The 24,513-nt window shown below is 43.6% G+C and carries 21 protein-coding genes and 1 pseudogene; 5 read left to right on the forward strand and 17 right to left on the reverse strand.

Going from position 1 to position 24,513, the window contains the following annotated elements; translation table 11 throughout:
* Nucleotides 1-482 (reverse strand): annotated as a pseudogene (eno, locus tag RWS24_RS04265) (surface-displayed alpha-enolase); the annotation flags it as partial.
* A gap of 208 nt (nucleotides 483-690) precedes the next feature.
* On the opposite strand from eno, the gene RWS24_RS04270 reads away from it, so the two are divergent.
* A complete protein-coding gene (locus tag RWS24_RS04270; RefSeq protein ID WP_314365741.1) occupies nucleotides 691-1,140 on the forward strand; it encodes a DUF1694 domain-containing protein in 450 nt (149 codons plus the stop codon).
* 1 nt (nucleotide 1,141) lies between these two features.
* The gene (locus tag RWS24_RS04275) at nucleotides 1,142-1,480 is read left to right on the forward strand and encodes a nuclear transport factor 2 family protein (protein ID WP_002930055.1); all 339 of its coding nucleotides are present in this window, start codon (nucleotides 1,142-1,144) and stop codon (nucleotides 1,478-1,480) included.
* Here RWS24_RS04275 and RWS24_RS04280 read toward each other — a convergent pair.
* The 10 genes from RWS24_RS04280 to RWS24_RS04325 all read right to left on the reverse strand — a co-directional run bounded on the left by RWS24_RS04280 (nucleotide 1,477) and on the right by RWS24_RS04325 (nucleotide 14,088).
* Nucleotides 1,477-2,595, reverse strand: a complete 1,119-nt coding sequence (locus tag RWS24_RS04280) for a glycerate kinase (RefSeq protein WP_314365746.1) — start codon at nucleotides 2,593-2,595, stop codon at nucleotides 1,477-1,479. The two genes, RWS24_RS04275 and RWS24_RS04280, sit on opposite strands and share 4 nt — an antisense overlap.
* 9 nt (nucleotides 2,596-2,604) lie before the next feature.
* Nucleotides 2,605-3,252 (reverse strand): phosphoserine phosphatase SerB, encoded by a 648-nt coding sequence (gene serB / locus RWS24_RS04285; RefSeq protein WP_314365748.1) that lies wholly within the window; start codon nucleotides 3,250-3,252, stop codon nucleotides 2,605-2,607.
* A 105-nt stretch (nucleotides 3,253-3,357) separates the two neighbouring features.
* Entirely contained in the window at nucleotides 3,358-4,026 is a 669-nt protein-coding gene (locus tag RWS24_RS04290) for a hypothetical protein (protein ID WP_314365750.1), read from the reverse strand.
* 96 nt (nucleotides 4,027-4,122) lie between these two features.
* Nucleotides 4,123-5,847, reverse strand: coding sequence for a septation ring formation regulator EzrA (gene ezrA / locus RWS24_RS04295; RefSeq protein WP_002912173.1), 1,725 nt, complete (start codon nucleotides 5,845-5,847; stop codon nucleotides 4,123-4,125).
* 86 nt (nucleotides 5,848-5,933) lie between these two features.
* On the reverse strand, nucleotides 5,934-7,883 hold the full coding sequence (gyrB, locus tag RWS24_RS04300) for a DNA topoisomerase (ATP-hydrolyzing) subunit B (RefSeq protein ID WP_314365753.1): 1,950 nt from the start codon (nucleotides 7,881-7,883) through the stop codon (nucleotides 5,934-5,936).
* Between the two features lie 12 nt (nucleotides 7,884-7,895).
* A complete protein-coding gene (locus RWS24_RS04305; RefSeq protein ID WP_048774464.1) occupies nucleotides 7,896-8,462 on the reverse strand; it encodes an HAD-IA family hydrolase in 567 nt (188 codons plus the stop codon).
* 235 nt (nucleotides 8,463-8,697) lie between these two features.
* Entirely contained in the window at nucleotides 8,698-9,246 is a 549-nt protein-coding gene (locus RWS24_RS04310) for a DJ-1 family glyoxalase III (RefSeq protein WP_048774446.1), read from the reverse strand.
* Nucleotides 9,247-9,318: 72 nt separating this feature from the next.
* Nucleotides 9,319-10,551, reverse strand: a complete 1,233-nt coding sequence (locus RWS24_RS04315) for an FtsW/RodA/SpoVE family cell cycle protein (protein WP_048774447.1) — start codon at nucleotides 10,549-10,551, stop codon at nucleotides 9,319-9,321.
* Between the two features lie 12 nt (nucleotides 10,552-10,563).
* Nucleotides 10,564-11,544 carry a YeiH family protein gene (locus RWS24_RS04320; protein ID WP_075202759.1) on the reverse strand — a complete coding sequence of 327 codons (981 nt, stop codon included), beginning with the start codon at nucleotides 11,542-11,544 and terminating at the stop codon, nucleotides 10,564-10,566.
* Nucleotides 11,545-11,643: 99 nt separating this feature from the next.
* Nucleotides 11,644-14,088: a bifunctional DnaQ family exonuclease/ATP-dependent helicase gene (locus RWS24_RS04325; protein WP_314365761.1), complete on the reverse strand. Its 2,445-nt coding sequence runs from the start codon at nucleotides 14,086-14,088 to the stop codon at nucleotides 11,644-11,646.
* 135 nt (nucleotides 14,089-14,223) lie between these two features.
* Between RWS24_RS04325 and RWS24_RS04330 the strand changes: the two genes are divergently transcribed.
* The gene (locus RWS24_RS04330; RefSeq protein WP_002912167.1) at nucleotides 14,224-14,862 is read left to right on the forward strand and encodes an MBL fold metallo-hydrolase; all 639 of its coding nucleotides are present in this window, start codon (nucleotides 14,224-14,226) and stop codon (nucleotides 14,860-14,862) included.
* A gap of 68 nt (nucleotides 14,863-14,930) precedes the next feature.
* Here RWS24_RS04330 and ftsX read toward each other — a convergent pair whose 3' ends face one another.
* The 3 genes from ftsX to prfB all read right to left on the reverse strand — a co-directional run bounded on the left by ftsX (nucleotide 14,931) and on the right by prfB (nucleotide 17,682).
* Nucleotides 14,931-15,857, reverse strand: a complete 927-nt coding sequence (ftsX, locus tag RWS24_RS04335) for a permease-like cell division protein FtsX (RefSeq protein ID WP_002895888.1) — start codon at nucleotides 15,855-15,857, stop codon at nucleotides 14,931-14,933.
* Nucleotides 15,850-16,542 (reverse strand): cell division ATP-binding protein FtsE, encoded by a 693-nt coding sequence (gene ftsE, locus RWS24_RS04340; protein WP_002895890.1) that lies wholly within the window; start codon nucleotides 16,540-16,542, stop codon nucleotides 15,850-15,852. Before ftsE ends, ftsX begins: the two co-directional genes overlap by 8 nt.
* Before the next feature lie 44 nt (nucleotides 16,543-16,586).
* Nucleotides 16,587-17,682, reverse strand: a protein-coding gene (gene prfB, locus RWS24_RS04345; RefSeq protein ID WP_097677707.1) for a peptide chain release factor 2 whose coding sequence is annotated in 2 segments (ribosomal slippage) — nucleotides 16,587-17,609 and nucleotides 17,611-17,682 — 1,095 coding nt in all. Because the reading frame shifts where the segments join, the coding sequence is not laid out codon by codon here.
* A gap of 309 nt (nucleotides 17,683-17,991) precedes the next feature.
* Here prfB and RWS24_RS04350 point away from each other — a divergent pair.
* The gene (locus RWS24_RS04350) at nucleotides 17,992-18,852 is read left to right on the forward strand and encodes a metallophosphoesterase (protein WP_314365763.1); all 861 of its coding nucleotides are present in this window, start codon (nucleotides 17,992-17,994) and stop codon (nucleotides 18,850-18,852) included.
* On the opposite strand, the gene RWS24_RS04355 is transcribed toward RWS24_RS04350, so the two are convergent.
* From RWS24_RS04355 to RWS24_RS04365, 3 genes are all read right to left on the reverse strand, one after another.
* Nucleotides 18,846-19,613, reverse strand: coding sequence for a DUF2785 domain-containing protein (locus RWS24_RS04355; protein WP_314365765.1), 768 nt, complete (start codon nucleotides 19,611-19,613; stop codon nucleotides 18,846-18,848). The two genes, RWS24_RS04350 and RWS24_RS04355, sit on opposite strands and share 7 nt — an antisense overlap.
* A 112-nt stretch (nucleotides 19,614-19,725) precedes the next feature.
* Nucleotides 19,726-22,422 carry a cation-translocating P-type ATPase gene (locus RWS24_RS04360; RefSeq protein WP_002904215.1) on the reverse strand — a complete coding sequence of 899 codons (2,697 nt, stop codon included), beginning with the start codon at nucleotides 22,420-22,422 and terminating at the stop codon, nucleotides 19,726-19,728.
* A gap of 285 nt (nucleotides 22,423-22,707) precedes the next feature.
* On the reverse strand, nucleotides 22,708-23,094 hold the full coding sequence (locus tag RWS24_RS04365) for a DUF1934 domain-containing protein (RefSeq protein WP_314365768.1): 387 nt from the start codon (nucleotides 23,092-23,094) through the stop codon (nucleotides 22,708-22,710).
* A 116-nt stretch (nucleotides 23,095-23,210) separates the two neighbouring features.
* Between RWS24_RS04365 and RWS24_RS04370 the strand changes: the two genes are divergently transcribed.
* Nucleotides 23,211-24,512: an HD domain-containing protein gene (locus tag RWS24_RS04370; RefSeq protein ID WP_002919284.1), complete on the forward strand. Its 1,302-nt coding sequence runs from the start codon at nucleotides 23,211-23,213 to the stop codon at nucleotides 24,510-24,512.
* Nucleotide 24,513 lies beyond the last annotated feature (1 nt).

Raw genomic sequence — 24,513 nt, forward strand, 5'->3', positions numbered from 1 at the left:
GCGATTGGAGCATCTGAGTGAGATCCACCATTGATGATGTTCATCATTGGAGTTGGAAGAACTTTAGTGTTGAATCCACCAAGGTAGCTGTAAAGTGGGATTTCAAGGTAGTCAGCAGCAGCACGAGCTACAGCGATAGACACACCAAGGATTGCGTTAGCACCCAATTTACCTTTGTTAGGAGTACCGTCAAGAGCGATCATAGCACGGTCGATAGCTTGTTGATCACGTACATCGTAGCCGATGATAGCTTCAGCAATGATGTTGTTTACGTTGTCAACAGCTTTTTGTGTACCAAGACCACCGTAACGAGATTTGTCACCGTCGCGAAGTTCAACTGCTTCGTGTTCACCAGTAGAAGCTCCTGATGGAACCATACCACGTCCGAAAGCACCTGATTCAGTGTAAACTTCTACTTCAAGTGTTGGGTTACCGCGTGAGTCTAGGACTTCGCGAGCGTAAACATCAGTAATAATTGACATTTCTTACTCTCCTTATTATTTAAAATTATTTACTAGTCTATGATACCTCAAAAACGCTTTTTTTTCAAGGAAAAATAGAGAATCTAAGCAAATTTGAGAATTTTTGCACAAGAAAACGATTCCAAACTTACTATATAAATGTTTTTCCGGCAAATCAGAAAGAAGATTCGACCTTTTAGAATTTCTCCTTTTATGGTACAATTTTATTATGACTGATATTAATAAAGTAATCATGGAAAAAGCTCAGGGCGGAGTCAAGCTCAACCCTGATGAACAGCGCAGGTTTTTAGGGACTTTTGAGGAGCGAGTGCTGGCTTCTTGCTCCATTGAGCAAGCCAACGACTCTTTCTTTCGCAATCATTTCAAAGAAATGCTCAGCAGCATCATGAAAAACTGCCAACCAGTAATTGTCAAAATTTCCCCAGAAGTCGAGTCTAGCAATCAAATCTTTTATCTAAAAACCTCTAAGGAACTAGGCTGCGAAGCGACTATCGTCTCAAGTGATTACCAGGCTTCTCCTTTTGGCCTGATTGTCCATAGCGACCATCTGGTCCAAGTAGATGACAAGGACATGAGCCAACAGTTTGCTAGTCTCCTTCAGCCAGCAGAAAAACCTGCAAAGGAAAAGCGCCCTATCTGGAAAAAATGGTTTGGGTAAGATGACAAATTTAGAAAAACTTTTTGCCTTTTTTGAAGCTGAAAATCAGCGCGATTGGCAAACCTATGAGACCTTTCTTTCTGATCAAGTTAGCTGGGAATTACAGGGTGATACAATCGAAATCATCAAAGGTAAAGCTGACTACCTGACTAAAATTCAAAAAGTCTACCATAACAACCCCGTCCAGTTTCGTTGCACCTATTATCAGCTTAGTCCCGACCAGAATCGGATTGTGACCATTTTAGAAAATGATTTTGGTGACCTGTCTTGTGATATCTTCTTCTTTGAAAAGGGCATGATAGTCAAAGAAATTGAATACCTACTAAAAAAAGCGGACTAACCGCTTTTTTTCATTTTTAGTAGATTGCCAATATTTCTTGCTGTGCGAATTAAATTTTGCTCCGCTTGCTCTAGAATCCTATCCAAACTATCCGCTCGCGCAATAATCGGAAAAGCTGCCTGGATATTCTCAACTGGGAAATCCGGTAAATCATCAGCCAGGCTACCGCAAATCGCCAGTACAGGGATACCTTCTGGCGTTCGTCTTGCGACCCCGACTGGTGCCTTGCCCGCCAAGGACTGACGGTCCATCCTCCCTTCGCCAACGACGACTAAGTCCGCCTTTTTGATTCTGTCATCAAAATCCAGTAAATCTAGACAGATTTCGATACCCGAAACGATTTTTCCTCCAGCAAAAGCAACCAGTCCTGCTGCCATTCCGCCTCCGGCTCCGGCTCCCTCCATATCAATCACCTGAGGAGCGACCAACTGATAAAAAGCAGCCATTGCTTGGTCTACTTGAGAAAAGAGTATAGGAGATAGGCCTTTCTGACCTCCGAAAACAGTTGTCGCACCTCGCACTCCACAAAGAGGATTGTCTACATCCGTCAAAATCTCAATCTCAACTTCTTTCAAGAAAGCAGGAACCTGCTCAGCTGATATTCGGGCGACCTTTCCCAAAGATGAGCCAATGGGGCGCAGTCTATGATTGTCCTCATCGAAAAATTCATAGCCAAGGCCCGCTGCCAGTCCAATCCCACCGTCGTTGCTGGCCGAACCTCCAACACCAACTAAAATCTTTCTGACTCCTTCTTCTGCCAGGTGCAAAATCAATTCTCCCAATCCTTTGGTCTCTATGGCCAAGGGATTTCGTTTTTCCTGAGGGATAGAGGCAAGTCCTACCAAGTCAGCCATCTCAAATAGTGCTTGCTGACCATTTCTGGAGTAGGGCATTTTTACTGGCTGGCCAAAGGGTCCAGTCAAAGTGTGGTAAAATTCAGCCCAGTCCAAGGCTGCTGCCAGCGCAGCCATTGTTCCCTCGCCCCCGTCACCGACCGGCAGCAAGTCAAAACTGGCATCTGGCAAGGCCTGAGAAAAGCCCGACTGCAGAGCTTGAGCAACCTGAGCAGCTGACAAACTTTCCTTGAAAGAATCCGGTGCAATTAGAATATGCATGCTTCTCTCCTATTCTTTTCTATTGTCTAAAAGATCAATGACCCGATAGAGATTACATTCTTGAATCTGATAAGGAGCCTGCTCTCGCACGATCGGCTTGGCCATAAAGGCAATTCCTATCCCTGCCGCTTGAATCATAGGCAGATCATTGGCGCCATCCCCCATAGCAATCGTTCGATTTAATTCCAATTTATTTTCAGCTGCCCATGCTTTTAGCATGGCAAGCTTGGTATCCTTAGTGACAATCTCTCCTAAGACTTGGCCTGTCAAAAGTCCCTGCTGGTTTTCCAAACGATTTGCCTTTACATAGTCAATTCCAAGCTGCTCAGCCAGTCTGTCCACCGTCTCATGAAAACCACCTGACACCAAGCCTACTTTATAACCACGTTTATGCAGCTCCTTGACCAAGTCCTCGGCTCCCGGAGTGAAGTGAATCTTTTCTGCAATTCGAGCAAAAATATCCTCTGGCAGGCCTTTTAAAAGTGCAACACGCTCACGTAAGGCAGCTTCAAAGTCCAACTCTCCGCGCATGGCACGCTCGGTAATAGCCGCAACCTGAGCTCCTACCCCCGCCTCCTCTCCTAGAAGGTCAATCCCCTCTTCCATGATTAAGGTGCTGTCTACATCCATGACTAAGAGACCTTTAACTGTATCCATCTCTTGACTCCTTTTCTATTGACATCTATAGCAGCATCAGATAGGACTGCCGACATTTCAACTCGTCGGTTACTTGTTTCTATCCCATTCACTATACTATCCTCCCTAATTCTTATAAATGCTTAAATCTATTTGAACAGTCTTAGCCTTCGACTTCATTTGTATTGTAAAACTATAAATAGTTCCACTAGAGTGATCTATACTTATTGTGCATGTAGTATCATCCGGTAAATCATACTTGTTTTTCAAGTTTTTAAAGAGTTCAGAATGATTTTCTGGCTTGTAGATAATATCTCGAAGCTCTGTTTCAGCGCTTTTAAAAGTCTCTTTCACATCCAAGGAAGCGAAATAATCTCTTTGAACAACCAAGTTAAGAATCTCTTCATCAAATAAAGGAGTTATCTCCGAGCTGTAAGTTAGTTTACCGTTAGAATAAGTAACAGGAACAGTCTCTTTATTGTCCCCAATTGTTATTGTATAGTCACCCTTAATGTCAGATTGGGTAGTATCTAAGTATACTTCATATTCCTTAACTTCGTTTCCGTCTTTAATATAAACATTACTTGTATAAAGTTTTAATCCAGTGAAATCCTTCTTTTCTTGTTCTAAAAACTTAAACATTGGTTCAAAAGTGCCTTCAAAATCATACTGTTCTCTTGTTCTGTTTTTTGGGACAGTGTAATCATCCAAACGCCAGCCATTTATCAATGCTATCGATAAAACCGCTATACCTCCAAGAAAAATGAGAGTAATATATTTTTTAATCTTTTTCATTTCTTTTATAGACTTTCCACTTTCATTTGTCCCTCTATTATAACATAAGAGCCTTTTTGCTGAGAATGAAAAAAGAAGTTCCCGAAGGAACTTCTTTTAAAAACGAATATTCTCGCGTGTTTTTTCGTAGGATGTCACAAAACGCTCTGTCACGCCTGGCTCGACAAGATCCAAAGCTTTTGAAATGATTTCCAAGGATTGAGCATAGTCGTAATCATGTTCAAAGACATACAAGGACTTGTTGAAGGCTGCTTGTACATTATCGTCAAAGGAACGATAGCGGTTTGAATACTGCAGCAACTGCTCAGTCAAGGTAGCATCTTGGACGATACGATAGGTTTCTTCTTCCAATTGCTCCATATCATTTCCTAGAATTTCCAACCAACGGTTAACTGATTCGATATTGACTCGTGTAGCTTCCAATTCCTTAACCAACTCTTCAATATTATTGCTGGTTGAGAAGAAAATTTCTAAAAAAGAGTCTGGAATACCTGGCAAATTGCGTTTTTCCATATATCTCTTAATGGTATGCAATTTGTTAGCATAGATATTGACTTTCTGGCGAGCATTGGCATCATCTTTTTCAATCTCTGCCAGTGCTTCACCAAGAGAAATCTGCTCATCTTCGATTTCTTTCAAACGCTCTTGGATAGCTTCCAACTCTTCCTGAACCACTGAATAAGCTTGCTTGGTTTCAGAAGAATCTTCTACCGCGCTAAGCACCACATCTTCCTGGGCAGAAAGCTCAGCTTGCAACTCCTTGACATGAGAAGTTTCTGTATCAGAGAGAAGGAAGGTTTGAGATAAACGTTCTATCTCTTTTTGGAGTTGCTGGTTGTTTTCCTTTGTATGAGCCAGATAGCTAGGTAAGTTTTTAATCAACTTCTCCACTACTTTGTGGGCTTCAATTTCCCGCGTAAAAATTTCATAGAGAGCGTTAATCTCTTCTTGCGCCTGCTCATTTTCATACTCAGCATTATCCAGCTCTAGGGCTGAAATATTGGCTTCGTTGCGTTTGAGGCTTGCATGTAGCTGCTGGAAGCGAGACTCTATATCTGTTTCGATAAAGTGATAACCAGATTCCAAGAGTTTACGGTGACCAGACTCTAAGTCTTCCAACTGATCTGGCAATTTAACAGTCAACTCTTCAACAATGGCAGGAACTTTCTCAACGATATGTGTCAGAGCAAGGATATGATCCTCTGCCTTATCCAAGATTTCAGCTGCTTCAACCGGGTCACCTGAAGAATTAAGGGTCACAAACTGAGAAAACTCTGACTGGATATTTTCCAGCTGTTTCTCAATCTCAGCTAGGGCTTGCCCATACGAGTCTGCATTCTCCGCCACCTGAGTTTGCAGTTTTTCAAACAAATCCAAGGCATGGAGCACACGACCGCTGTTTTTAGACTCTTGCTCTTTAAGATCTTCCAAGGCAGCACGAATCATCTTGATATCTTCGTCAATCAAATCAATCTGACTCTCAATATTGCCGATGGCATGCTTGGCTTTTATGAAACGGAAAGAATTATTGTAACCTTCTGCTTCAAATAGATTATTTTCGATATCAGCAAATGAATTTAAGGACAGGTCTACCCATTTTTGATTCCATTCACGGAAGGCTACCTGACTCTGCCCAATCAAATGCATATTTTTTACTTCTTCAACTTCATCATTCACAGGAAGATTATAGAGTGCTTCTTTTCTCTCCTCCAAATTTTGAAGTAAAGCTTCATTTCTCTTTCTCATCAGAACTGCAGTACCATAGCCGACAACCAAAAGCAGAGCTACCACAGCAACGAGAATAACTAGTCCAATAGACATATAGAACTCCTTCACATTGTTACTATAAAGCAAACATAATGATTATATCATATTTTTGCCCATAATGGTTGATTTTTCTGATTTTTTTAGACGTCGAGCGTACTGTATACAGCATTTTCTTCGATAAATTCACGACGAGGTTCAACGCGATCCCCCATCAGCATGTCAAAAATCTTGTCAGCTTCCGCTGCATCATCCACTGAAACCCGTGCCATCAAGCGATGTTCAGGATTCATAGTTGTCTCCCACAGCTGATGGTCATCCATTTCTCCGAGCCCCTTGTAGCGTTGAATGGTTGGCTTGGAGCGACCTTCACTGTAACGAGCCAAAGCATCCTGAAGCTCTTCTTCCTGATTAGCACCTGGCTGGATGTATTCTTTGACATCACTTCCTACCTTGACACCATAGATTGGCGGCTGAGCGATATAGACAAATCCAGCTTCCAGAACCGGCTTCATATAGCGGTAAATCAAAGTCAAGAGCAGGGTCCGAATGTGAGCACCGTCTACATCGGCATCGGTCATGATGACTAATTTTTGGTAGCGGGCCTTGCTGACATCAAAGTCAGCACCGAAGCCAGTTCCCATAGCAGTAAAGAGACTGCGGATTTCTTCATTTGCCAGAATCTTGTCCATGCTGGCTTTTTCAACGTTGAGAATCTTACCGCGAATTGGCAGAATGGCCTGGAATTCACGATTACGGCCAGACTTAGCTGAACCACCCGCTGAATCCCCCTCCACAATGAAAAGTTCCGTTTCCTGAGGGTCGTTAGACGAGCAGTCAGCCAATTTCCCTGGCAGATTGGAGATTTCCAAGCCAGACTTCTTGCGGGTTACTTCCCGAGCTCGCTTGGCAGCAATTCGGGCCTTAGAAGCCAAAATTCCTTTTTCAACAATTTTTCGAGCTACCGCAGGATTTTCCAAAAGAAAATCTGAGAAGGCTTCGCTAAAAAGTCGATTAGTAATCTTGACCACTTCACTATTGCCCAGCTTGGTCTTGGTCTGACCTTCAAACTGAGGGTTAGGGTGCTTGACAGAGATGACAGCTGTCAGTCCCTCACGCACATCTTCCCCAGTCAGATTGTCCTCGTTTTCTTTGAGAAGCTTGTTTTTCTTGGCATAGTCATTGATAACCCGAGTTAGGGCCGTCCGGAAACCTTGCTCATGCGTTCCACCCTCGTGGGTATGGATGTTATTGGCAAAGCTCATGACTGTTTCATGGTAGCCAGTTGTATACTGCATAGCGACTTCAACCGTGATATCGTCCATTTCACCATCGGTATAAATCGGCGTTTCAAAGATTACATCCTTGTTTTCATTGATGTATTGAACATAACTGGCAATCCCGCCCTCATAGTGGTAGTCCTTGACCTGCTCCATTCCGTCTCGCTTATCGGTGATGGAAATTCTGAGGCCACGATTGAGGAAGGCCAGTTCTTGCACCCGCTTATTTAGCTTTTCAAAGTCAAATTCTACTGTTTCAGTAAAAATCTCTGGATCCGGTGTGAAGTGAACTGTCGTTCCTGTACGGTCTGTCTCACCGATGACTTTTAGGTCCGCGACTACATGACCGCGACGGTATTCTTGGTAATGAATCTGACCGTTCTTATAAACGCGGACATCCAGCTGAGTGGACAGGGCATTTACAACGGAAGAACCCACACCGTGCAGACCTCCCGATACCTTGTATCCGCCACCGCCGAATTTTCCTCCGGCATGGAGCACAGTAAAGACGGTTTCCACGGCCGGACGGCCTGTTTTCTCCTGAATATCAACGGGAATTCCCCGACCGTTATCCACTACTGTTATGGAATTGTCTTTTTCGATAAAGACTTGAATGTGACTGGCAAAACCAGCCAGCGCCTCATCAATTGAGTTGTCAACAATTTCCCATACTAAATGGTGCAGACCTTCCTTGGAGGTCGAACCGATATACATCCCTGGACGCATACGAACGGCTTCTAGGCCTTCTAAGACCTGAATCTGACTGGCATCATATTCCTGGGCTTGTATATCTTGCTGCTTTTCTTCTGTCATAGTGTTCCTTTTCTAATCAATATCTATAAATTCCTCAAGATGCTGCATATTATCAAAGAGATAGGTGTCAAAACCAGCTGCCTGCCCTGCTTGAATATCCAACGGACGGTCACCAATGACCAAGCCAGAGGCAATCTGATACTTGTCTTTTAGATAGAGCATGGAGTCTGGAGAGGGTTTCCTTGGAAAACCATTTGCAGCTGTCACCACTTCTGTAAAAGCTGATGAAATGGCAGTTTTCTCCAAGATTTCCAGCACTTGATTGTCCCGGTGGGAGACCAGAAAGTTCCGACCACCCTTGTCCACAATCCGCCTAAGCAAGTCTGCCGCTCCGTCAAATAAGACAGGATGAGTCAACTCTTCTGCTTCATTGGCCTTATAAAACTTCAAAAAGTCTTTTTCTTGGGGAGCAAACTGCTGGACTGCATAGTCCGTAGACACCTTGAGGGCCTTATAAACTTCGTCATGACCAGCTTGCAAACCGTATTCTTTCAAAGTCTGAACAAAAGCTGCAGTCGAAGTTTCATAATTATCCAAGAGTGTTCCACCTAAATCCCAGATGTAATCTTGATAATTCATACCTTTCATTATACCATAATTTTCATGAAAAAGGGGCTAATATTTGCCTGAATCCAGCACTTTTCCGACTTTTTTCAACCCTTTTTCTAAACAAAATATCTCAAAGAATCCAAAATTTAAAAATGGATGATGGTTTCGTCCTTGTCAACAGCTCTAACCCCCTACCAAATAGAGAACGACAAAGATACATAAGGGTTCAAAAAAGCTGGGACATATTTTGAGTCCCAGCCTATTTTTAATTTCCAAATACATCTGTATAAAGCATAGCATCAGCCAACTGGTCAGCGTCTCCGCCCAGCTGACGAACCAGCTCATAGGCGAAAGCCAAGGCAGTCGATGGACCACGGCTAGTAATCAGCTTCCCATCAACAAGAACTGTTTCTTTATGGTAAGTTCCATTTTTAATATTGTCTTGCGCACCATCATAACAAGTAAAATACTTACCAGTCAAGATACCTGCGCGGTCAAGAGCAATGGGAGCGGCACAAATGGCCGCGATGAATTTGTCCCCCTGCTGAAAGTCCTGTAAAAGCTGCATCAGTCGGTCATCATCGCGAAGATTAGCTGATCCCGGCATCCCCCCTGGCAAAATAACCATATCATAGTCATCCAGTCTGCCCTTCCAGACCTGATCCGCCTGAACAGTGATGGCGTGAGAGCCAGTCACTGATTCATCAAAACCAATCATATCACAGACAAGACCTGCACGGCGCAAGACATCCACAACCGTCAGGGCCTCGATTTCTTCAAAGCCGGGAGCTAAGAGTAAAGCTGCTTTTTTCATGAAAATATCCTTTCTGAGATGAGCCAGTCACAAAATAGCATCTGATTTGTGAGTCAAAAACTTGCTACCTGTTTATTTTAATTTCTTTAGTACGACTTTTTTGCGGACAGCAGGAATTCGCTCCTTCTTTTCATCCGTCAGGCTGTTCTGATAGGAGACGGACAGCAGGAGACCGACTCCGATAAGATTACTAATAATGGAAGAGCCCCCCTGTGAGATAAAGGGCAGCGGAATCCCTGTCAGAGGCAGAATTCCTGTCACCGCTCCAATATTTTCAAAGATATGGAAGAGCAGCATCATGATAAAGCCAGTTGAGATGTAGGTATAAAACTGGTTGTTGGATTTAATCGTAATCTTGAGCATGCGATAAATCAGCAGTAAATAGAGCATGATAACCAAGGTCGAGCCCAAAAAGCCAAAATCTTCTGCAATGACGGTGAAAATCATATCGCTTTCCCGAACAGGAACCAAGAGATTTGAAACATTAAAGCCTTGACCAGTCAGACCGCCGCTTCCGACAGCAATTTGTCCCTGTGCTTGCTGGAAGGTAGTCGTCTGAGCGTAGTCAAAAGGATGAAGCCAAGCTAAAATCCGATTGATTTGGTAGGTCGGCATGCCAAGATTGTGCAGAAAGGCACGGCCGCCATCGGAAATAAAGATAAAGAGAAATCCTCCCAACAGCAGGACTCCCGTCAGAAAGACCGGCAGGATAATCTTCCAAGAAACACCTGACAGTAAAACGATGCCGCCGTATATAGCAACAAAAACCAGAGCCGTCCCCAAATCACTCTGAAGGGTTAACAGAACCAGAACAGGCACTGTGTAGAGCCCAAGCTTCAGAATCAGAAAAAAGTCTACAGCCAGGGTTCGCTCATCCTGCTTGTGCTGCTGGAGAAAATGAACCACCAGCCGCGACAGCATGAGAATATATGAAATCTTCATGAACTCCGAGGGCTGAAAGAGGGTCACACCACGAATAGCAATCCAGTTTTTGGCACCAGTGGAGGCTACCAGAGATTCACTGTAAAAAATCAGAGGCAAGACCATGAGGCCAAGACCAAAAACATAGAGATAAGGCGTAATTTTCCAGAGAAACTTGGTGTTAAAAAACATGAGGATAAAGCTGAGCAGGAAGCCCACCGCAATCCAGGCAATCTGCTGTCCAACCATGGGCCAGGCATTGTCAGGATAATCATGACTAACAGCAATGTATATAGCTACAACACCGATTGAGAGCAGCATCAAAACGGGCAAAATTAAACTATAATCAATCCGAGACTCAAACGTCCGTCTTTGATAGGGCATAGTCCCTCCTTTTTAGAAAAAATACTGGATAATCAAGCTTGAAACAGCGACGCAAAACCAAGCAAAGGCACCAGTCAGCAAAGGCGCTGCTCCTGCTTGCTTAAACTGCTTAAAGGAAACCTTTGCGCCAATAGCTGCCAAGGCCATAGCCATCAGCCACTGAGAAATGAATTTTGTATAAGGGATGACAGCAGCCGGCAGAAATCCAAGACTGCTGATAAGTGAAGCTAGGACAAACCAAGCTATAAACCAAGGAAAAATCTGTTTCAAGTTTGTCTTTTGTGACGACTTCTTAGACTTGATATAGCGATAAGCTGCGAAGATCAAGCAGGCCGGTACAATCATCAGAGCCCGACTAAGCTTAACAATGGTCGCCAAGTCGCCAGCTGACGGGCTATATGTATAGCCTGCCGCCACTACTGACGAAGTATCATTGATGGCTGTTCCAGCCCAAGTCCCGAAAAAGGTATCCGACATCTGCAACAAATGCCCTAAAAAAGGGAAAATGAATACTGCTAAAATATTGAAAAAGAAAATAGTGGAGATAGACAGAGCGATTTCCTCTTCATCAGCTTCCAAGATTGGTGAAGCAGCCGCTATGGCAGAGCCACCGCAGATGGCTGTTCCAAAACCAATTAAAATAGTCAAGACACGATTCATCTTAAAGAAACGGCCAGCCAGATAGGCCGCCAGAAAGGCTATCAGAATCGTAATAAGACTGATACGAAGAGAAGAAATCCCTGTCTCAGAAACCTGACCAATGGACATGGAAAATCCCAAAAAGATGATGGAATACTGCAGCAATTTCTTCCCTGAATAGTTGAGTCCTTCCTGAAAAACAGCCGGCAGCTTCATGCTGTTGTTCAAAACAATCCCAAAGACAATAGCCAAAACACTAGAGCCTATCAAGGGAAGCAAGCCGCCTAAAAAGATAGAAACAGCTGCTATGCCAAAGGATAACAGAATTCCTGGTAAATATTTTTTCACGAACACCCCTTCTTTCCTATGCCTCTCATTATAACAAATTTTGTCCCAAAAATCTGAATGAACCTAAAAAATCAGCCAATAAAAATCAGCTGATTTCAGATAGTTTCAGTCAAAAAAGTCTTGTAACTCCTGCATAATGGCTGCCTCTGGCAGAATATCCAAAGAAGCCAATTGTGATAGATGATGCTGAATCTGCTTTCCATAGCGTTTACTAGAAATGCGATTGTCCAAAAGAATAACAGCTGATTTCTGATGCTCATTGCGCCGGGTCCGGCCAATAGCCTGCTTAAGCCGTAAGATGGCAAGAGGCAGTTGATAATCATAAAAGGCATTCTTACCTTCCGCTTTCAAGCGGCTGTTAATCTTCTGCACAAAGAAATCCTTGGGATTGTCAAATGGAATCCGAGTAATCAGCTGAATAATCTGGTCTTGCTCAGCAAAATCCGCCCCCTCCCAGAAGCTGCCAGATCCCAAAAGGATACCTGCCTCTCCTCTATCAAAACGCCGCTTGATATTGCCGGCATCGCCATTTTTATATTGGGCCAAATGCGGCAAAGCCAGCAAGTCCGAAACAGTTAAAAGCAAGTCTTTAGAGGTGAAGAGGACGAAGATAGGCAGACCGAGTTCCGTCACTTCTCGCAAGCAAGCAACAATCTCTCGAGCAAAATCCTCAGTTGATAAATCCACTACTGCTGGAAAATTTTCATCTAAAAAGAGCTTCTGCAGTGGCTTCTTCTTGCTTTTCAGCTTATAAAAGTGATAACTTTCAAAGCCTAGCAACTGCGCCAGATTGACATTAGAGCTGATTTCCAGAGTTGACGAAACCAAGATAACCTTAGCATTTTCAGGCAGGAAGTCAGTGAAATGCAGCAATTCTGAACGGCCAGCATGCAGAGTCATCAAGCGATGGTCTGCCAAAGCTTCATCAACCAACCAATAATACTGGTATTTGCCACTGAACAAGTGCTGCAGCTCAGGCAATGCACTAGTTTTTAACTCGGACACATCCTGAAGCAGCCGGGCAATCTTTTCCGGACTTAGCTCAGATGCTTTCTTGCGATGCTTCTCTGCGGCATCAGCGAGCTCAAACTGAATGCTTTGTAAAAGCCGTTGCTGCAGAAGCTCCCCTTCTTCCTGAAGGAGATGATTTATCTGCTGCAGCGTTTTAGTTAGATTTATATTGGCCTGAGAGAAGCTTTCCAAGGCGAAAAACATCTTCTGAGCTTCATCAACTACCAGAACACGATTGTACAGCAAAGACTGGTCATCCTCTAAACGCGTCAGCAGGTAAGCATGATTAGTAATCACGACTCGACTAGTAGCTGACTTGACTTGTCCCAACCGCCAAAAATCTTCCTCATAAAAAAGAGAATGTTTGCTTAGCTTGCCATCATGACGGATTTCATTGAAGTAGCTTGAGAAGCGATGAGCCTGCCCGATTTCATTCAAATCACCTGTTTTAGTTTCTGTCAGCCAAACCAAGAGTTGCAGCTTGCAGCGATTAACCAGACGGTTGTCATATTCCCTGTCCAGTGTCTGATAGAAATGGTCCAGCTTGAGATAATTCTCCGGACTCTTGAGACTGTGAAAGGAAATACCAAAGACTTCCTCCAACAATCGTCCTTCCTTTTGCAGCAGCTGGTCCTGCAGGATCTTAGTCGGAACCGTGACTAGTACTTTTTCTTGACCTCTAGACAAGATAGGCAGCAAGTAGCCAAAAGTCTTACCCAAGCCTGTCTGCGCTTCTAAAAAACTAGGCTCCTGCTGGTCCAGAGCTTCCTCCATAAAACGAGCAAATTTGAGCTGTTCAGACCGCTCTTCTAAGCCCAGCAGGTATAGATTGGTGAGGAAATCCTGCGACAGCTTCTTTTCCGAAGTCAGCTTTTGGGGACTTCGCAGGAAAATACCATGGCAGGATTGCAGTTCCTTATCTTGCTGATCCGGCATCGTCTGATAAACTTCCTCGATAGCCAAGCGCGACTCATAGATAATGCTGTCCGCCAAAGTTAGCATTTTCTCAAGCAAGGCCTTGGGCAGGCTCTTGATTTTGTCTTGTATTTTTAAAAATAGCTGAGCCGTTGCTTGAGCATCTGCCAGCGCAGTATGGGCGTTTTCTAAAGAAATATCCAGCAAATTACAGAGATTACCCAAGGAATATTTATCAAAGGTCGGGTAAAAGACCTGAGCCAACTCTACCGTGTCCACACGCGGTGTCAGCAAGTCAAATCCTTCCCAGAAAAGGGCCTCAGCTAGTAGATTAGCGTCAAACTTGACATTATGAGCGACAAAAATCGCATCCTGAATCAGCTCATATACCTCCGCTGCTACCTGAGAAAACTCCGGAGCTCGGCCAAGCCGTTCATCATCCAAACCTGTCAGCTCTTTGATATGCTCATCCAGATCCTCATGAGGATTGACATCTGTTTCATAAGTCTTGATAATGCTTCCATTCTCAATCAGAACAATGCCAATCTGGATAATCTTTGCACCGCTGCCCGTTCCTGTAGCCTCCAAGTCCACAACGGCATACTTATAATCATTTTGTGTCATACTGCTATGATTATATCATAAAAGCCATTCTGAGACATCTGAAAATTTTCAGCCCTAGTCTATGAAGCAATTCTGTGCAAAAAATTCTCTTTTCTGTTACACTCAATAGCAGAATACATTTTCCGAGGAAATCAAATGAAGATTCATAAAATTATCAACCTTATTGCTTTTGAAAATACCTATATCTTAGAAAATAATCAGGGTCTCCTAGTCGTCGATCCTGGCAGTGACTGGAAAAAGATTGAACGCAAGCTGGAGGAACTCGCCAAACCTGTGATTGCTGTACTCTTGACCCATACCCATTATGACCACATTATGAGTTTAGAAAAGGTCCGGGAGCACTATGCTGCCCCACCTGTCTATGTGGCTGAGAGTGAAAGCAGCTGGCTCTACACACCGACAGATAACCTATCTGGTCTGGCGCGCCATGCTGATCTGGATGATATTATCTGTCGACCAGCAGAAGAGTTTTTCTCCTACGAAACAGACTATGATCTTGGAGGCTTTCACTTCTATGTGCTTGCAACACCTGGCCACTCCATCGGAGGTGTCTCTCTAGTCTTTCCTAATGACTGCCTTGTTTTGACAGGTGATGCCCTCTTTCGGGAAAGCATCGGACGAACGGATCTGCCAACTGGAAACATGGAGCAATTGCTGACATCCATTCGCGAGAAACTTCTGGTATTACCTAAAGACTACGCTGTTTACCCTGGTCATGGTCATGATACCACTATTTCACATGAAAAAATCTTTAACCCATTTTTAGCTCAGTAGCCATTTAAGCAATACCTATAACAAAAACAGAGTTTGAAAATCTTCAAACTCTGTTTTTTTATGATTTGTTAAATCTTCAAGAAGCGTCTCATAGAGATGATAGATCCCAATGATCCGATAAGAATTCCCAACACAAAGAGTGCTGCTATCATAATCGGACTAAAGAGTTTTGGATCAATCATAGAAAGTCCTTGACCTACTAAGCTCTTATTCATAGTCTGGTAGGCTATACCATATGTCAAATACACTACAAGTGACGGAACTGTTGCTCCTAACAAGCCAATCCATGCTCCTTCAAACAGGAATGGTCCGCGGATATAGCTATTCTTAGCACCAACCAAGCGCATGATTTGAATCTCGCGACTTCGGGAAATAATGGTAATCCGGATAGTATTGGAAATGAGAAGGATAGCAATGAAAATCAGAAGCGCTGTCCCAATCAAGCCCCATGTTTGGATGAAATTAGAAAACGCAAAGAGATTTTTGGTATTGGTACCACCATTTTGAACCTCTGATACACCATCAATCTTACGAGCATCTTTTGTAACAGATTCTACATACTTAGGTGCCTTGGTCTCAACAATATAAGCATCGTAAAGAGGATTATTTTCTTCATCAAAAACATCCCACTCACTACCCATGGTCTCTGTTAGCTTATTATACTGCTCTTGCTTGCTAGAAAAAGTAACCTTCTCTACATTTTTCATAGAAGTCAGAGCATCATAAACCTTGTGGTAGTCCTCATTCTGAACTGTTTGACCTTCTTTTACAATCGTTTCGCTATTATCGAAAACATCCTTACGCATGTATACCATGACGCGGACATTATTGGAAATATCATTTGCCAACTTGGCTGTATTTAAAATTACTGAAGCAAAAACAGCTACTAAGCTCAAGGTAATCATAACCGAGCTGACAGCCGCTACAGTCATCCAACCATTCCGCGTAAGACTCTTAAGCGACTCAATCAAATGACGAAAAAATCTTCTAATCATCGTATCCGTATTCTCCTTCCGCTTCATCACGTACCACACGGCCATTTTCAATAGCAATAACGCGGTGACGCAGAGTATTTACAATCTGGCTGTTGTGGGTTGCCATCAGGACAGTTGTTCCCTGAAGGTTAATCCGCTCCAGCAGGTTCATAATCTCCCAAGAATTATCTGGGTCCAAGTTTCCTGTCGGCTCATCCGCAATTAGGACTTTAGGATTGTTAGCAATAGCACGCGCAATGGCAATCCGCTGCTGCTCACCACCGGAAAGCTCGTTAGGGAATGAGCGAACCTTATGCTTAAGGCCAACTAGGTCCAGCACTTCCATAACCCGCTTTTTAATATTGCGGCGGCGTTCACCGATAACTTCCATGGCGTAGGCAATATTCTCATACACCGTCTTTTTAGGAAGAAGTTTGTAGTCTTGGAAGACGACTCCGACCTGACGGCGCAACATTGGAACATCACGCTTCTTAATCTTAGCTAAGTCAAAATCAGCTACTTTCAGACTTCCCTTATCCAGCTTTATCTCCCTGTAAAGCAAACGAATAAAGGTTGACTTTCCTGCTCCTGAAGGGCCTACAATATAGGCAAACTCCCCAGGTTCTACGTTAATAGACACACTACGCAGAGCAGTGGTCCCGTTGCCATACTTCTTGACAACATCTTTCATTTCAATTATTGACATCTATTGAAATTTCCTTTCAATCTAATTCTAATCTCTTGCATTTCCTAGTTCAAACGCCATTTCAAATAAGCGTCGATGAAACCATCCAAATCTCCGTCCATCACCTTGTCCACCTGAGCTACTTCGTAACTAGTTCGATGGTCTTTGACCATGGTATAAGGCGTAAAGACATAGGAGCGGATTTGGCTGCCCCAGGAAATCTCCTTCTTATCTCCCTTGAGTGAATCGACTTCAGCTGCTTGTTTCTCTTGCTCTAGCTGATAAAGCTTGGCCTGTAGCATCTTCATCGCCCGATCACGGTTTCCATACTGGGTCCGGTCAACGGTAGACTGCACCACAATTCCCGTAGGAATATGGGTCAGTCGCACACCAGTAGAAACTTTATTGACGTTCTGCCCGCCGGCTCCTCCCGAGCGGAAAGTGTCCATCTTAATATCGTCATCGCGAATTTCCACCTCAATGGTGTCATCCAGCTCTGGCATGACCTCTACTGAGGTGAAGGAAGTATGGCGACGCTTGGCTGAGTCAAATGGCGAAATCCGAACCAAACGGTGGACTCCCATTTCTGACTTGAGCAGACCATAAGCGTGCGGCCCTTCAAATGAAAGGGTCACCGACTTAATGCCTGCTTCATCTCCCGCTTGATAGTCCAAGACCTCTACTTTAAAGCCCTTGGCATTGCCAAAGCGTGTATACATACGCAGCAGCATATCTCCCCAATCCTGGGCCTCTGTACCACCAGAGCCCGGATGAATTTCAAGGATAGCATTGTTATTGTCATAAGGCTCAGATAGGAGCAGGGTCATTTCGTAGCTGGTCATCATTTTCTCGAGTTCGGCCAGTTTTTCTTCCAACTCACCCTGAACCGACTCATCTTCAGCCAGAAAATCAAGCAAGATTTCCGATTCATCAAAAAGCTCAGTCATCTGATGGAAATTTTCATAGGTTTGCTTGAGTTCATTCAGCTCTTGAGATGTCTTTTGGGCTGCAATGTTGTCATCCCAAAAGTCGGGTTCTGTCATCTTATTTTCTAAGATGGCAATTTCTTCTTCCAGACCTTCTAAGTCAAAGAGACCCCCTGAAAGAAGCTAATTTTTCACGATTTGCGTCAATCTTTTGACGAATTTCTGAAATGTCCATAAATACCTCTTTTCACATATCGTTTAATTATAACATAAATTAAACAGTTTGCCTAATCTCACATTCAGCAGCTTACATTTTATCGGATTTTCCCTAGCTAGGCAAGACAAGCGACTCCTTGTCACCCAATTGTTAGAAAAGTAATATAATGACATGGGGTTGGAAGAATTGTTTCAAGCCTCCTAGACCTCGACCATGGATAAACGAAATACATGGTTACGATAATTTATGAGGTGTTCAGATAAAAGGGAGACTCTCCATGGGGGCTTAAGCATTTCCAAGTTTTGAAAAATATGCTAGACTAAAACCATGACAAGAATCGGATTTATGAGCGACCTCCATCTGGACTCCAATCAGTTTGGGGATTTTGAGCACCAAGCTCTTCTCCAGCTTTTAAAAGAGGAAGGGATTGACCACCTACACATTGCTGGAGACCTGTCCAACGACCTGATCAAGATTAGTTTGCCCTTTATTGAAACTTTGAAGCAAGAGATTCCCCTTTCTTATAATTTGGGAAATCACGATATGCTAGGACTTTCTGAGCAAGAAATTTCAAACTATGATTTTCAGGTTCAACAGTTCGGCCAGACCAAGCTCGTCAGCTTTTCTGGCTGGTATGACTACAGCTTTGTTCCAGAAAAAAGCAAAGAAGAGCATCTGAGAACCAAGACCAATTTCTGGTTTGACCGCAGATTGGAGCGTCAACTCGACGATTCTAGCATTACAGCTCAGATACTGCAAGAGTTAGAAAAACTGCTGGCGACTTTAGATGGTCCCATTATTGTTGCTCTGCATTTTGTCCCCCATCAAGACTTTCTATACGATCATCCCTATTTTCAGCGCTTCAACGCCTTCCTAGGAAGCCAAGCTTTTCATCGGCTCTTTGTCAAATACAAGGTGAAAGAGGTTGTTTTCGGTCATCTCCATCACCGCCACCAAAGCCGTGTTATCGAAGGTGTCCGCTACCATATGCGTCCTCTGGGCTACATCCGCGAATGGGAACTGACTCGAAACTTTTTTAATGACTTTCCTCAGTATAAAATTCCCCAGATGTATCGCCTGCACAAGCGTTATAACACTATTAAAGATTTAGCCGAATTTCGAGACTATAAGAAAAAACACCTGGCAGACGAACTGCTAGATGCTTTAACGGTGATTGAAGTTCAGTAATGGAAATGTTGAATAGCAGTTCTCAGCTCATCTGAGAGCTGTTTTTTGCTGTCCAACTGCACATAGACTTCTAATAAGCAGGAGCGAAAATTGGAAAAAGCAATGAAGTCTTGGTTACTTTCCAATGGAAAACTCTGTGATTGAAGCCACAGTCTAAGTTCATGCTGCGACAGTTTTTTCTTTAAGACAGCTTGATAGAACACCTGGGCTAAGCGCCAGTCCTCATCATTTCTGAAACGGACTGGAACTCTTTTAAAAACTTGATGAATGACCTCTAAAACCTCTGGCATCCTACTGGAGGGAAAGTCCGGATGACAAGCCACTTCTGTCAATAAGTCTGCTCCATGAGCGAAGGCATGAACCCAACCGTATTTCCTAGAGTAACCCCTTGTGTCTCTTTCTACTGACAAGTAGCTTAGCCCCTTATCTAGTAAATATTTTCTTCCTTGCATAGATAAAGCCTGATAATACGAAGAGTTTGGATTACCATCGCAGTTTAAGAGATTAGCATAAAGTAAAGCCGTGAAGGAACGTGTTAAGGTAGCTTGACCATTTTTATCACTCTCGTAAAAAAGTCCTTGTCTTTTGACTGCTTCTTGAGCCAAGAAACGAAACTGTTCAGCTGAAAACAGATCATCCTGAAGTCCCCTTGCTATGGACGAAAAGACTAACTCATCACGGATTTTCGCTTCTGGATGACCAATATGATCCAGCAACCATAAGATTTCTTCCTCATAATATAAAGGAGAGGCTTCTTCCAACTTCTTTCATAAATTTTGATACATACTTTCACCGTCCTTTCGAGTTGCTTTCTTTGAATTTGATTATACCGCCTTGTACGCAAAAAAGCCATCCGCAGATGACTTTTTGCTGTTAAATAGCATTCTTATCCATACCTAATTTACGTTGGATGAACTTAACAATTTCAACAATGACAATCATGGCAAAGCTACCAATCAGAACAACTGTCCATTGTGACAAGTCCAGTTTGGTCACATGGAAAATCTTTTCCAGTGGATCAATTACAATAGTTGAAATCAATAGGATGAAAGAAACCAGAATAGACCAGTTAAAGGTCTTAGACTTGAATGGACCAACTGTAAAGATAGATTGATAAACAGATTTCACATTATAAGCATGGAAGAGCTGGATGAGGCCAAGGGTTGCAAAGGCCATTGTCAGAGCGTCCGCATGGATAGCCTTGATATCACCGACATGGACGGGATTAGAGATAGCATAACCATAAACCGCCAGAACCAAAGCCCCTTGCAGGACACCCTGATAGATGATAGAGCTCATCACTCCACCTGAAAAGAAGCTAGACTTACGGCCACGAGGCTTATGACTCATGACACCTGGCTCAGCAGGCTCAACCCCCAGAGCAATAGCTGGGAAGGTATCCGTTACTAGGTTAATCCAAAGCAGATGAACTGGCTGCAGCACATCCCAGCCAAAGAGGGTTGCCAAGAAAATAGTCAGTACCTCAGCTGTATTAGCTGAAAGGAGATACTGGATAGTCTTTTGAATATTAGAGAAGACCTTACGTCCTTCTTCCACGGCTACAATGATGGTCGCAAAGTTATCATCTGCCAGAATCATGTCAGAGGCACCCTTAGATACTTCTGTACCGGTAATTCCCATACCGATACCGATATCAGCTGTCTTCAGAGCTGGTGCGTCATTGACACCATCACCTGTCATGGCTACGACCTTACCTTGGTTTTGCCAAGCTTTGACAATCCGTACCTTATGCTCAGGAGAAACCCGTGCATAGACAGAGTATTGGCCAACAACCTTTTCGAATTCTGCATCAGAAAGCTCATTGAGCTCTGCACCAGTCAGGACATGGTCTTCAGTATCTCCTTCTTCGATGATACCCAAACGCTTAGCGATAGCTTCAGCTGTATCCTGATGGTCACCAGTAATCATAATCGGACGAATACCAGCTTCTTTAGCGACGCGAACAGCTTCTGCTGCTTCTGCACGTTCTGGGTCAATCATACCGATTAAACCAGTAAAGATTAAATCATTTTCTAGATTTTCAGATGTCAGGTCAGTCGGAACTGCATCAATAATCTTGTAAGCACCAGCCAGCACGCGCAGAGCTTGGTGAGCCATCTCTGAGTTGTTAGACTTAATCAGCTGTGAAGTAGCATCATCAATCGCTGCAACATCTCCAGCCTTATCACGGGCAACACAGCGTTTCAAGAGTTGATCTGGTGCTCCCTTTACTGCCACAAGGAATTTCCCATCTGGCAATGGATGGACAGTAGACATGAGCTTACGGTCTGAATCAAAGGGCAGCTCAGCTACACGAGGATATTTCTCTAAAAAGGCCTTCACATCATAGCCCTTGTCCAAAGCATACTGGATAAAGGCTGTTTCTGTTGGATCACCAATCAGCTTCCCTTCTTGATCAATCTTGGTATCATTGGCTAAGACAACTGAACGTAAGAGCGGCAGCTCCAAGCCAAGTTCAATATCTTGGCCAGCTTCATTCAGGACTCCGTCGTAAAAGACTTTTTCGACCGTCATCTTATTCATGGTCAAGGTACCAGTCTTATCTGAAGCGATAATCTCAGTTGATCCTAAAGTCTCAACAGCCGGAAGCTTACGGACAATCGAATTCCGCTTAGCCAGAACCTGAGTTCCCAAAGCCAGCACAATGGTAACGATAGCTGGCAGACCTTCAGGGATAGCCGCAACTGCCAAGGCTACAGAGGTCATCAGCTCATCCAGTGGATTTTTACCTTGAATGAAGACACCGACTACAAAAGTCACCGCAGCGATCACCAAGATAGCATAGGTCAGAACCTTAGACAGACTATTAAGATTTTGCTTGAGCGGTGTGTCCGTTTCATCCGCATCCTGCAACATACCTGCGATATGGCCGACTTCAGTATACATCCCTGTATTGACAACCAATCCAACCCCACGACCATAGGTCACATTTGAGTTTTGGAAGGCCATGTTCACACGGTCGCCAATACCAGCATCTGCAGCTACCTCAACAGTCAAGTCTTTCTCAACCGGCACAGACTCACCTGTCAGAGCCGCTTCTTCGATTTTCAGTGAATTAGCTTCCAAAAGTCGCATATCCGCTGGGACAACGTCGCCGGCTTCCAGTCTAACGATATCGCCAGGTACCAACTCCTTAGAATCTACTTCTGTGACATGGCCATCACGCAGGACACGCGCAGCCGGGCTAGACATAGACTTGAGAGCTGCAATTGCTTCTTCAGCCTTGCCTTCCTGATAGACACCGAAGATGGCATTAATGATTACTACTGCTAAGATGATTAAAGCATCTGCAATATCTTCACCACCTGATGTGACAACAGACAAAACAGCTGCTACCAACAAGATGATAATCATCAAATCCTTGAACTGCTCCAAAAACTTCATTAAGAGAGATTTTTTCTCCCCTTCATCCAGTTCATTACGGCCATAATCAGCTAAACGCTTGGCTGCTTCTTGACTGGACAAACCTTGCTCTGAAGCGTCCAAAGTTTTGAAAATTTCCTCAGGACTCTGGGTGTAAAAAGCTTGGCGCTTTTGTTCTTTTGACAATGTATTCCTCCTCTTGGCCTCTTTTATTTCTGAACTTTTCTAACCACTACGACTCATCATATCAAGCCGAATCAGTCATATCCAAAAAGTCAGAAACAAAAAAGAGACCTGTTTATTAACAAGTCTCGCTATTTCATACAAGGCCGGAAATTTCTTTCGTATTGACGACCTTGTAACGGTTATTCCGTTAGCTACTCCCTTGAGTTAGAAACTATTATACCAAATTTTCAAGCTTTTGCAAGGGAAAACATCATGATTTTCAAGAGTTTTCTCGGAGAATAGCAATTAACCCCAGCTAATCTCCATTTCATAGCTGGCAAAAATCTGCTCTCCATCAACAGTTTTCAGCTGATAATGAAGTTGCAGAATTTGCTTGGTCAAATCAAACTTGTAAAAAGAAGTATCGGTCACAAACTGCTGCAAGCCCACAGGTGTATGGATGCCAACCAGCGCCTGCCCTTGACTGATGAAGCGCATGATGGACTTAGGCTCAGAAAAGCGGGTCATAAGCAACTCTTTATCATGAAACTTCAGAACTACTTTCTCTCCTTCTTCATTCTTGTATAGTAGATAGTGATAGTCTCCTTTTTGCGTCCAGTCCGTATCGTAGACCTGATCGATTAGCTCGGTATGCCCGTCCAGCTGGATGTGATTTTTTATTCTAATTTGCATCCTCATCTCGTTTCTGTTTTTTCTTTCCCTATTTTATCAAAAAAAGGACAAAATTGCTCTTCTTTCAGTTGCAGCTTTGATTTTTTTCCTACTATGATTTGTGGTATAATGATAACATGATTGAAAAAGTATTTCGGGACCCAGTTCATAATTATGTTCATGTGGACCATCAGGTTATTTATGATTTAATCAATACTAAAGAATTTCAACGGCTGCGCCGCATCAAACAGCTGGGTACCTCCGGCTATACTTTCCACGGCGGGGAGCACAGCCGTTTTTCGCATTGTCTGGGAGCTTATGAGATTGCCCGGCGCATCACTAAGATTTTCAATGAAAAATACCAAGCCAACTGGGACAGTCACGAAAGCCTGCTGACCATGACAGCTGCTCTCCTACATGACTTGGGACACGGAGCTTATTCACACACTTTCGAGCGTCTTTTTGACACTAATCACGAGGACATTACGCGGCAAATCATCACCAGTCCTGAAACAGAGATTCATCAGGTCCTGGTGCAGGTTTCGCCGGATTTCCCAGAAAAGGTAGCTAGCGTCATTAACCATACCTATCCCAATAAGCAGGTGGTCCAGCTGATTTCCAGCCAAATCGATGTAGACCGGATGGATTATCTCTTGCGAGATTCCTTCTTTACTGGCGCTTCCTATGGGCAATTTGACTTAACCAGAATTTTACGAGTGATTTGTCCAGTAGAAAACGGCATCGCCTTCAAGCGCAATGGCATGCATGCGGTAGAGGACTATGTAGTCAGCCGCTACCAGATGTACATGCAGGTCTATTTCCACCCGGCCAGCCGTGCTATGGAAGTTCTGCTGCAAAATCTGCTCAAGCGGGCTAAATTTCTCTATCCGGCTCAGAAGGATTACTTTGCGCTGTCATCGCCCAATCTCATTCCATTCTTTGAAAACAGAGTGACTCTGCAGGATTATCTGGCCTTGGATGATGGTGTTATGAATACCTATTTCCAAGTTTGGATGACTAGTCCAGACAAGATTTTATCTGACCTGGCTCAGCGTTTTATCAACCGCAAGGTCTTTAAGTCTATCGTCTTCTCTCAGGAAAACGAAGGGCATTTGGATATCATGCGAGACCTAGTTGGACAGGTTGGTTTTGACCCTGATTACTATACTGCTATCCATCGTAATTTTGATTTACCTTACGATTTCTACCGGCCTGACGTTGAAAAACCTCGGACCCAGATTGAAATCCTACAAAAAGATGGCAGCTTAGCAGAACTGTCCAGCCTGTCTCCTATCGTCCATTCGCTAGCCGGGACCAGACAGGGTGATAATCGCTTCTACTTCCCCAAGGAAATGCTGGCAGAGACCGGACTTTTCAGCGAAAAAAACCAGACCTTTATGCACTATATCAAAAACGACCAATTTACCTACGGAGAATAAA

It is taken from the genome of uncultured Streptococcus sp. (genome assembly GCF_963528215.1).
GTDB lineage: Bacteria > Bacillota > Bacilli > Lactobacillales > Streptococcaceae > Streptococcus.

What these genes read in the sequence shown, in the direction of transcription:
- RWS24_RS04315 (WP_048774447.1), bottom strand. Translation starts at nt 10,551, where the DNA reads ATGCCCTATCAAAGACGGACGTTTGAGTCTCGGATTGATTATAGTTTA.
- RWS24_RS04270 (WP_314365741.1), top strand. Translation starts at nt 691, where the DNA reads ATGACTGATATTAATAAAGTAATCATGGAAAAAGCTCAGGGCGGAGTC.
- gyrB (WP_314365753.1), bottom strand. Translation starts at nt 7,883, where the DNA reads ATGACAGAAGAAAAGCAGCAAGATATACAAGCCCAGGAATATGATGCC.
- RWS24_RS04310 (WP_048774446.1), bottom strand. Translation starts at nt 9,246, where the DNA reads ATGAAAAAAGCAGCTTTACTCTTAGCTCCCGGCTTTGAAGAAATCGAG.
- RWS24_RS04290 (WP_314365750.1), bottom strand. Translation starts at nt 4,026, where the DNA reads ATGAAAAAGATTAAAAAATATATTACTCTCATTTTTCTTGGAGGTATA.
- RWS24_RS04330 (WP_002912167.1), top strand. Translation starts at nt 14,224, where the DNA reads ATGAAGATTCATAAAATTATCAACCTTATTGCTTTTGAAAATACCTAT.
- ezrA (WP_002912173.1), bottom strand. Translation starts at nt 5,847, where the DNA reads ATGTCTATTGGACTAGTTATTCTCGTTGCTGTGGTAGCTCTGCTTTTG.
- RWS24_RS04305 (WP_048774464.1), bottom strand. Translation starts at nt 8,462, where the DNA reads ATGAATTATCAAGATTACATCTGGGATTTAGGTGGAACACTCTTGGAT.
- RWS24_RS04275 (WP_002930055.1), top strand. Translation starts at nt 1,142, where the DNA reads ATGACAAATTTAGAAAAACTTTTTGCCTTTTTTGAAGCTGAAAATCAG.
- serB (WP_314365748.1), bottom strand. Translation starts at nt 3,252, where the DNA reads ATGGATACAGTTAAAGGTCTCTTAGTCATGGATGTAGACAGCACCTTA.
- RWS24_RS04365 (WP_314365768.1), bottom strand. Translation starts at nt 23,094, where the DNA reads ATGCAAATTAGAATAAAAAATCACATCCAGCTGGACGGGCATACCGAG.
- ftsX (WP_002895888.1), bottom strand. Translation starts at nt 15,857, where the DNA reads ATGATTAGAAGATTTTTTCGTCATTTGATTGAGTCGCTTAAGAGTCTT.
- ftsE (WP_002895890.1), bottom strand. Translation starts at nt 16,542, where the DNA reads ATGTCAATAATTGAAATGAAAGATGTTGTCAAGAAGTATGGCAACGGG.
- RWS24_RS04325 (WP_314365761.1), bottom strand. Translation starts at nt 14,088, where the DNA reads ATGACACAAAATGATTATAAGTATGCCGTTGTGGACTTGGAGGCTACA.
- RWS24_RS04370 (WP_002919284.1), top strand. Translation starts at nt 23,211, where the DNA reads ATGATTGAAAAAGTATTTCGGGACCCAGTTCATAATTATGTTCATGTG.
- RWS24_RS04280 (WP_314365746.1), bottom strand. Translation starts at nt 2,595, where the DNA reads ATGCATATTCTAATTGCACCGGATTCTTTCAAGGAAAGTTTGTCAGCT.
- RWS24_RS04350 (WP_314365763.1), top strand. Translation starts at nt 17,992, where the DNA reads ATGACAAGAATCGGATTTATGAGCGACCTCCATCTGGACTCCAATCAG.